Origin of the sequence: Paraburkholderia sp. BR10937 (assembly GCF_040965695.1) — a bacterium.
In the GTDB taxonomy this organism is placed as follows: domain Bacteria; phylum Pseudomonadota; class Gammaproteobacteria; order Burkholderiales; family Burkholderiaceae; genus Paraburkholderia.
Map to the genome: position 1 here is coordinate 20,027 of NZ_JBFRCL010000087.1, position 8,263 is coordinate 28,289.

An 8,263-nucleotide genomic window follows, 5' to 3' on the forward strand; every position below is an offset into this window, starting at 1 on the left:
GTTCTCCCTCGATTGCGCTTCGTGCTTTGGCGTGTGGTGGTGGCGGGCGCGGCTTCATTTCGCGCCCGCTGGTCTCTGTATGTACTGCAGTGTCCGTACTGACTGCTGCGTGCCGTGCTTCAGGTTTCCCGCTTTAGGTTCCGATCGTGAGCGTCTTGAGCATCAGCGTCTTGGCCGTGTTCAGCGTTTCGACGTTGGCCTGGTACGAGCGCGACGCCGAGATCATGTTCACCATCTCCTGGACCGGATCGACGTTCGGCATCGTCACGTAGCCGTCCGCGTTGGCGGAGGGATTGTCGGGGTCGTAGGTCTGTTTCATGGGCGTGGGGTCGTCCACCACGCCGGTCACCCTGACGCCGCCCACCTGCTGGCCCGAGGCCGTGCGCGCACCGCCGAGCGGGTTCACCGCGAACACGACCTGCTTCGCCTTGTACGGCTGGCCGTCGGGGCCGGTCGTGCTGTCGGCGTTGGCGAGATTGGACGCCGTCACGTTCAGACGCTGCGATTCCGCCGTCATGGCGGAGCCCGCAACGCTGAAGATGTTCATCAGGGATGGCATGGTTTCGTTGACCTCACATCAGGTGCGCGTCACGCGCGCGTTGGTCGTTCATGGCTTCGTTACTGCGTTTTCCGGCTGCGCTGCGAGCGGCGATCAGCTCGAACCCGAGGTGATCGCGGAGAGCATCGTCTTGATCTGCTGCGAGACCACCGTCATGCCCGACTCGAAGTGCAGCGCGTTGTCGGCGAACTGCACGCGTTCGGTATCGAGATCGACCGTGTTGCCGTCGAGCGCGGGCTGCACCGGCGTGCGGTACATGAGCTGGCTCTTGTAGGTGTCGGCCGGGCCGCCCGTCGGGATCAGCTTCGCGTCGCCGGCCATGTGGCCCGATTCCGTGGACGCCATCTGCATGCCGCTCGTCACGCCCGCGGGCTGCGCCATGGCGAGCGGCTGGGCGTTGCCGCCCGAGGTGGCCTTCATGCCCACCGTGCCGCCGGCGCCCTGCTGGCGCAGCGCGCCGGCGAGCGACGCCGCGAAGTCCACGTCGCGCGCCTGGTAGCCCGGCGTGTCGGCGTTCGCGATGTTCGAAGAGATCAATGCCTGCCGCGTGGCGCGCACATCGAGCGCTTCGCGCCCAAAGGCGAATTCGGCATCGAGTTTGTCCAGCATCGGGCGTTCTCCGTAAAACGAAAAAGGATTCGGCGTGAGCGCGGCGGGCTCGCCATCGGCGAGAAAACCGGCGCAAACGTTAGGCGCGTGGTCCGAAGGCCTTTGCGCATGGAGTGGAATATTAGGCGGGGGTGGCAAGAACCAATCGGACGAATAGCCGGTAAAGCGCCCCTCTATTCGACGCAAGCGCGCGGGGGCCGCCGCCTAGAATGCGAGGCGTGTCAATGCATTCGATGGAGAACGACAATGCCGCAGACTGCCCCTTTCCGTAGGCCGCACGCCGGCCTGGAGCGGCGTGCGCGCGCGCTGTCGTGGCGCGCGTCCTGGACGTGCGTGCTGGCCTGCGCCCTTGGCAGTGCGCTCGCTCATGCACAAACGCCGGCGCAACCTGAAGCCGCCGGCGGCCAGATCTTCATCGCGGGCCCCGGCGACCGCGCGGGCGCCGACGCCGCGCAGATGAACGCGCTGCTTGCCAGCAATGCGAAGAAGCCCGCCGCGGCTGCGGCCAGCAATGCTCCCGCCAGCGAGGCCGCGCCGCTGCGCGCGGCCAGCTACGCCGATCTGAATTCGCACGGCGTGCCCGAGGATGCGCGAGCGGGCGTCGAGTCGAACGGCATGATCACGATTCCGGGTCCCGGCGAGCGCGCGCCCCAGGGCGACGCGCCGCGCATCGTCACGGTTCCCGCGCCGGGCGCGGGCGCCCAGCCCATGCGCGTGCCGGCGGCCAATGCGAACAACGCGGGCACGCTGCAGCGCGTGAACCTGTCTACCGCCGCGAACCGCGTCGCCCCGGTGGTCGTGGACGCGGGCGCAGCGGCGCTCGCGGGCGCGAAGCCGGTTGCCAGCGCAAGCACCAGCGCGCCGCCGAACCCTAATACCAGCGCCGTCGCCACGAACGTGCAAGCCACGCCGCCCGGCCAGCAGGACGGCGAATCGATCCGCGCCGCCGCGCTCGCCTTCCTGCAGCAGCAGTCGGCAGGCTTGCCGGGCCACGTGAGCGTCACGGTCGCGCCGGTGTTTCCGCGTGGCCTCGCAGCCTGCACCTCACTCGAGCCGTTCATGCCGCCGGGCGCACGCACCTATGGCCACACGACCGTGGGCGTGCGCTGCATCGGCGCGAAGCCGTGGACGCTCTATGTGAGCGCGCGCATTGCCGTCGACGTGACCTACTACGTGGCCTCGCGCCAGATCGGCGCGGGCGAGGCGCTTTCGGCCGCCGATTTCATGCCGCGCGCGGGCGACCTCGCGAACCTGCCGCAGACCATCATCACCGATCCCAACCAGGCGACCGGCGCCGTCGCGCTCGCGCGCATTTCCGCGGGACTGCCGCTGCGCACCGACATGCTGCGCAGCGCCGCCTCGGTGGTCATCGGACAGACGGTCAAGGTGATCGCCGTGGGCAGCAACTTCACGATCTCCGCCGAGGGCAGCGCACTCAACAACGCCGAGCCCGGCCAGCAGGTGCGCGTGCGCACGAGCGGCGGCCAGATCATCTCGGGCGTGGTCAAGGACGCGGGTACCGTGCAGGTGCAGATCTAGGGCCGGTAAGCGCTGACAAGGGCCGGATCAGGGCGCGCTGAGCCCCGTCCGGCGGCCCGATCCGGCCGTTTCCGGCTTGGTGCGCCAGCACACGTAACAGCATGTAACGGTGGGATTTTCGGCTAAAGTTCGGCCCGACCTGTGCCGTTATCAAGGTCAAATCGATCAGGAACGCCCATCGTGAAAGTTGACTCCTCCACCCGCAATGATCCGCGCACGCGGCAGGATGGCCTCGCGCGCTCGCAAGCCGATTCGACCGGCATAAGCACCGACACCGCGGCCACCTCCGGCGCGGCAGGCAGCACGACCGCCGCCGCTCAAGGCGGCGCGAACGTGAGTCTCTCGTCGCTCTCGTCGACGATGCGCTCGCTCGCGGCGAGCGGTTCGGCCGACATCGACACGGCGCACGTGCAGTCGATCAAGGACGCGATCCGCAACGGCACGTTGCAGATCGACTCCGGCAAGATCGCCGACGGCGTGATCCAGACCGCGCGCGACCTCATGAAGCCGACGTCGGGCAACTGACGCCCGATGCGCGAGCGCCGCGCAAACCTCGCTTTTTTTGGTGCCTTGCAATGAAAGATGCCCTGTTGGCCACACTGATCGACGAACACGCCACGGTCGAGGCGTTCGCGTCGCTGCTCGCCTATGAAGAGAAGGCGCTCGTGTCGGCCGACGGCATGGAGGCGCTGCCGCAGATCGTCGAGCAGAAGACCACGCTCACGCAGCGTCTCGCGGGCCTGGAAAAGGCGCGCGACGCGCAACTGGCCGGCCTCGGCCTGCCGGGCGGCCGCAAGGGCATCGAAATGGCCTGCGACGGCGACGCGCGTCTGGCAAGCCAGTGGGCGCTGCTCAAAGGCTCGACCGAGCGCGCGCGCCGCAAGAATCTCACCATTGGCATGATGATTCGCACGCGCATGGAACATAACCGCCGCGCGCTCTCGATCCTGCGCGGCGAAACGGGCAACGGCTCGATGCTGTACGGTCCCGATGGGCGGCTGCCGGCGTTCGGGCTGTAAGCGCGCACGCACGTCGTTCGCCCAAAGACAAAAGCCGAAGCAATGATGCTTCGGCTTTTTTGTTTTGCGCGAGTCCAATCCACCAACAAAAAAGCCGAAGCGCTCTCGCGACCCCGGCTCTTTCACTGCAACTGCACTCCGGCTCGCGCTGGCAGCCGCGCGGAGCGTCTACCGCCTCAATTCTCCTGGCCGGCCCACGACATCTCGCGCAGCCGCGTGCGCAGGCGCGCCACCGCCTGGCTGTGCAGCTGGCACACGCGCGACTCGCTCACCTCCATCACCGCGCCGATTTCGCGCAGGTTCATGCCGCGCTCGTAATAGAGCGACATGAGCAGCTTCTCGCGCTCGGGCAGCCGGTCGATCGCCTCGACGAGCGCGCCGCGCAGGCTGTCGTCGAGCAGCGCCGAGAGCGGGTCCGAATGATCGACGCAGTAGCGGTCGAGGAACGGTTCGTCCTCGGCGGAACGGTCGAAGTCTTCGTAGTAGATGAGCTGGCTGCCGTGCAGTTCCTGCAGCATGCTCTGATACTCGTCGAGCGGCATGCTCAGATGCTCGGCGATTTCCGTTTCGCTGGCCGAGCGCCCGAGCCGCTGCTCCACCTTGTGCACCGCGCTTTCCACTTCACGCGAGGTGCGGCGCAGGCTGCGCGGCAGCCAGTCGTTGCTGCGCAGCTCGTCGAGCATCGCGCCGCGAATGCGCTGGCTCGCATAGGTCTCGAACTGCGCGCCCTGATCTTCCTTGTAGCGGTTGGCCGCGTCGAGCAGGCCGATCATGCCGGCCTGGATCAGGTCGTCGAGGTCCACGCTCGCCGGCATCTTGGCGACGAGCTGCAAGCCGAGCCGCCTGACGAGCGGCGCGTACTTCGCGAGCACGTCGGCCTGCGAAATTTTTCCTTGAGCGTTATACATCGTGCTCTCCACTTCTCATCTCCCTGATTGGCGTCGTCGTGCGCACGTCAGACGTGCTGCGGCGACGTCCGCTGCGCGGGCGTATCGGTCCGCCAGCCCACATGGGACGGCGCGGACGCGGATGTTGCGTTGGGTGCGGGATGCACACCCGTCACGGCCGCAACGAACGAATCGGCGTTCGCGGCGAGCGTGCTGTGTGCGGCGTTTGTTGCATGGGTAGCGTGGGGCTGGACGCCGGCTTGCGGCGCGTCGTCCAGATCGTCGGCGGGTGCGTGGCCCGCCGCTTCATGTTCTTCGTCCTTCGCGCCGAATAGTGCATTGGTGCGCGCCGTGGCCGGCGAGCACGCCGAGACCGCGGGTCGCATCGGCCAATGCGGCAGTTCGGCGGCCACGTGGCGGAAATCGCGCGCGGCGGCCGTCGACGGAAACGCATCGACGATGCAGCGTGCGAGCCTGAGCGCCTGCGCCATGTGCTGATCGGCGGCGACGCTGCCGGCGCTTTCGAGCGACACGCTCAGGTAGCGGCTCGCCACCCCCGCGAGGTTCTCGATCGCGGCCTGCGCGTCGCTGGCGTTCGCCACATGATTCGCGAGCACGCGAAACTGCGCGATCGCATGGGCGAAGTGCAGCCGTTTCATGCACGCGTAGGCGTCCGTGATCGACTGCGCACCGATGCGCATCACGATCAGCACGTCGTGCGCGTGCATGGCGAGCGGCGAAAGCGCGCCATCGGCGTCGAGCTGCGCGTCGATCAGGACGATGTCCGCGGGACCCGAAATGACCTTCTGCAGCTGGGCGGCCGTGTACTGCGCACGGTTGTCGCGCGAGGCGGCCAGCACGCCGAAGCCGAGCGCATGACGGCCCACGGCTTCGTCGAGCGTGCGCTCGCCGCGCATGACGGCGGCGAAGTTGCCTGCGCCCCTCACACCGCCCACCAGCGCACAGACCGAGCGGGGTCCCAGACACTCGTCGATCACGAGCACGTCCTTGCCCTGCGCGGTGAGCGCCGCCGCGAGATTGACCACCGCGGTCGTGCGTCCCGGCGAACCTGCACCGCCCGTCACTGCGACCACGCGCGAGCCTTCACGCGCGAGAAGCCGCCGCAGCCCTTCTGCCTGATCGATTACGAACTTATCCAAACCTGACCTCGGGAGCCTGCGAATTCGAACGCGTCGAGAGTGCCGACAGGAGCGCCGGGATATCGTCTTCGTGCGGCACGAACGGCGAACTCTCTCGCGGAATGCAGAAAGCACTGCGGATCAGGAAGCGGCGCGTCGCCACGTAAAGGTTCTCGGGGACCTTCTGGCCCGTCGAGACGTAATGCACCGGCAGCTTGTAGCGCAGCACGGTGTCGAGTGCGCTGCCGAGGTTGGTCGCCTCGTCGAGCTTGGTGAGGATGCAGCCCGTGAGCGGCGCGTTGTCCGGGCCGCTCTGGTAGGCCTGCACGACTTCGTTGAGCGTGTCGCCGTGGTTGGTCGCCGAGAGCAGCAGCAGGCGCTGCACCGGGCGGCCCGCGCCGCACAGCATGGCGATCTGGTCGGCCACGGCGCGGTCGCGCTGGCTCATGCCGATCGTGTCGATCAGCACGATGTGCTTGTTCTTGAGTTCGGTGAGCGCGAGCTGGAGGTCCGCGCCGTCGCGCACCGCGTGCACCGAAACGCCGAGGATCTTGCCGAAGATGCGCAGTTGCTCGTGGCCGCCGATCCGGTAGCTATCGGTGGTGAGCAGCGCCACCTTGCTCGCGCCGAAGCGCATCACGCAGCGCGCGGCGAGCTTCGCCGTGGTCGTGGTCTTGCCCACGCCCGTCGGGCCCATCAGCGCGAACACACCGCCGCGCTCCATGAGCGCTTCTTCGTCTTCGAGCACGGGCAGGTTCGATTCGAGCACCGACTGCAGCCACTCCATGCCGGCCTCTTCGGTTTGCACGTCGGGCAGGCGGTCGATCATCATCTTCACGAGTTGCGCCGAGAAGCCCGCAGCGAACAGCTGCTTGGTGAGCGCGCCCTGCACCGGGCTGCGGCGCTGGCGCTCGCCCCACAGGAGGCCGGCGAACTGCTCTTCCATCATGCCGCGCATGGAGGCGAGCTCGTTCATCACGGTTTCGTTGACGACCTGCTCGATGCGCGCGCGGATCGCTTCGCTCACGGTTTGCGCCGCATCGGCGCCTTGCGCATTGCGGCTGCCGGGCGCGGGGCCGGCGGCTTCCGGACCGTGGCCGAGGCGCTGCGCGGCGCGGCGCGCGGCGACATGAGCGGCCTCGAGCGCCCAGTCGGGCGTGCTGGCGTCGACGTCGGGCGGCAACACCGGGTCGGCGACGCTGCCGAGGCCGCGCGCGGCGGCGGCGGCGGGCGTCATGCCCGGCACGCGCGGCGCGTTCTGCTGGTTCGCGATGCGGCGGGCGTGGTCGATCAGCCAGGGGTTCGATTCGGCCATCGTGCGCGGTGTGTCGCCCGCCGACGCGGCGGCGGCCTGTTCGAGCCGCGCGGCGGCTTCGCGTGCGGCGGCCTGGGCGTTTGCGTTGGCGGTCGGCGCCGTGGACGCAAACGATGGCGCAAAGGCCGGCGAGGCGAGCGACCCGGTCGCGGCCTGCAGCGCCATTTGCAGCGGCGAATGGGCATGCGGGACGGCTTGTTGCGACTGCGCCGGCTGCATCGCGGCTTGCAGCGTCGGCGGCATCGCCGATCGCGCGGCCTGCTGTCCCGCCGCGGCACGCGAAGACGGCGACGAAGCCGAAAGCGGTGTAATGGCGGCCGACGCGGCCGCCGCTTCCTTGCCGAGCGAGACGGCGGTGTCGGCGGCGTGGTCGCCATCGGCATCGGCATCGGCACTTGCGCCGCCGTTTTCGACGCCCACTTCCGGGCTCGCGCCGAACACCGAGGAGAACACGTCCGGCATGCCGCTCGCGTAGGGGTTGGCACTGCCGACCGGGGCGGCGAGCGCCGCGGGAGCGGCGCCAGGCGCGCTGCGCGGCGCGCGCGACATCTGCGTCATGGCGGCCGAGGGCTGCGCGAACGGGGCGCCTTGACCACCCTGCGCCACGAGGCCACCCAGGCCTTGCGCGGCGGCGGCATCGGCCGGCGCGATCGCCGCGAGATCGCGGTCCGCGAGCGCGACGATTTCGACGCTGCCGTCGTCGAGCGTACGGTTCGACAGAACGACGGCGTCCGCACCCAGCGCTTCGCGTACGAGCCGTAACGCGTCGCGGCTGGTGCCACCGATGAATTTGCGAATGTTCAAGCTAAGCCCCTGATGAGGTGAGCGGCCAATGCCGCCGCCGGTCGTCTGTTGCTGGAATGGCGCTGGATTGCTGCCGGCCTGGCGTCTTACGCAAGGCCTTTTCCGATGTTGGAATTATTTCGAAGGTGAGCCCCCCATGATCGATGGATCAGGGCGGAGAAATGCGGGCAATTCGCGGAATCGGTGGCGGGGGGGGCGGACAGGGAAAAATTACGCGCAGAAAGGCTCGCACGCGGCTCGGCTAACGAAAAAGCCCGCAAGAAGCGTAATGCCGTTCAGTTAAGGTCTTTTTTAAGGTACCGAACGGAGTAACGCGAGGGGCGGGACTTGACGACCCGGTCGCATGCGCGGCCGGGTCGTTTTTCGTTGGGAAGAGACTTCAGCCGCTCCCG

7 protein-coding genes and 1 pseudogene are annotated in these 8,263 nt (G+C 68.3%); 3 read left to right on the forward strand and 5 right to left on the reverse strand.

What is annotated here, in order from left to right:
* Positions 1 to 133: 133 nt before the first annotated feature.
* Together flgC and AB4Y44_RS39570 are read right to left on the reverse strand one after the other, a co-directional pair.
* Positions 134 to 559, reverse strand: a complete 426-nt coding sequence (gene flgC, locus AB4Y44_RS39565) for a flagellar basal body rod protein FlgC (protein WP_133183396.1) — start codon at positions 557 to 559, stop codon at positions 134 to 136.
* 93 nt (positions 560 to 652) lie between these two features.
* Positions 653 to 1,168: a flagellar basal body protein gene (locus AB4Y44_RS39570; protein ID WP_342949209.1), complete on the reverse strand. Its 516-nt coding sequence runs from the start codon at positions 1,166 to 1,168 to the stop codon at positions 653 to 655.
* Between the two features lie 246 nt (positions 1,169 to 1,414).
* Here AB4Y44_RS39570 and flgA point away from each other — a divergent pair, with 246 nt between their 5' ends.
* The 3 genes from flgA to AB4Y44_RS39585 all read left to right on the forward strand — a co-directional run bounded on the left by flgA (position 1,415) and on the right by AB4Y44_RS39585 (position 3,726).
* Positions 1,415 to 2,707, forward strand: coding sequence for a flagellar basal body P-ring formation chaperone FlgA (flgA, locus tag AB4Y44_RS39575; protein WP_368702546.1), 1,293 nt, complete (start codon positions 1,415 to 1,417; stop codon positions 2,705 to 2,707).
* Between the two features lie 180 nt (positions 2,708 to 2,887).
* The gene (gene flgM, locus AB4Y44_RS39580) at positions 2,888 to 3,232 is read left to right on the forward strand and encodes a flagellar biosynthesis anti-sigma factor FlgM (RefSeq protein WP_368702547.1); all 345 of its coding nucleotides are present in this window, start codon (positions 2,888 to 2,890) and stop codon (positions 3,230 to 3,232) included.
* Positions 3,233 to 3,282: 50 nt separating this feature from the next.
* Positions 3,283 to 3,726 (forward strand): flagella synthesis protein FlgN, encoded by a 444-nt coding sequence (locus AB4Y44_RS39585; protein ID WP_069264359.1) that lies wholly within the window; start codon positions 3,283 to 3,285, stop codon positions 3,724 to 3,726.
* A 176-nt stretch (positions 3,727 to 3,902) separates the two neighbouring features.
* Here the strand turns inward: AB4Y44_RS39585 and AB4Y44_RS39590 are convergent, their stop codons facing one another.
* The 3 genes and pseudogenes from AB4Y44_RS39590 to flhF form a co-directional block, all read right to left on the reverse strand.
* Complete coding sequence (locus tag AB4Y44_RS39590) at positions 3,903 to 4,634, reverse strand: RNA polymerase sigma factor FliA (RefSeq protein WP_028203358.1); 732 nt, start codon at positions 4,632 to 4,634, stop codon at positions 3,903 to 3,905.
* A 356-nt stretch (positions 4,635 to 4,990) separates the two neighbouring features.
* A pseudogene (locus tag AB4Y44_RS39595) lies at positions 4,991 to 5,773 on the reverse strand (MinD/ParA family protein); the annotation flags it as partial.
* Positions 5,766 to 7,871, reverse strand: a complete 2,106-nt coding sequence (gene flhF, locus AB4Y44_RS39600) for a flagellar biosynthesis protein FlhF (RefSeq protein ID WP_368702548.1) — start codon at positions 7,869 to 7,871, stop codon at positions 5,766 to 5,768. The pseudogene AB4Y44_RS39595 and the gene flhF, both read right to left, overlap by 8 nt.
* Between the last annotated feature and the right edge of the window lie 392 nt (positions 7,872 to 8,263).

Bases quoted from the DNA above. Each gene is read 5' to 3' on its own strand.
- AB4Y44_RS39570 (WP_342949209.1), bottom strand. From the start codon at position 1,168: ATGCTGGACAAACTCGATGCCGAATTCGCCTTTGGGCGCGAAGCGCTC.
- flgA (WP_368702546.1), top strand. From the start codon at position 1,415: ATGCCGCAGACTGCCCCTTTCCGTAGGCCGCACGCCGGCCTGGAGCGG.
- AB4Y44_RS39585 (WP_069264359.1), top strand. From the start codon at position 3,283: ATGAAAGATGCCCTGTTGGCCACACTGATCGACGAACACGCCACGGTC.
- flgC (WP_133183396.1), bottom strand. From the start codon at position 559: ATGCCATCCCTGATGAACATCTTCAGCGTTGCGGGCTCCGCCATGACG.
- AB4Y44_RS39590 (WP_028203358.1), bottom strand. From the start codon at position 4,634: ATGTATAACGCTCAAGGAAAAATTTCGCAGGCCGACGTGCTCGCGAAG.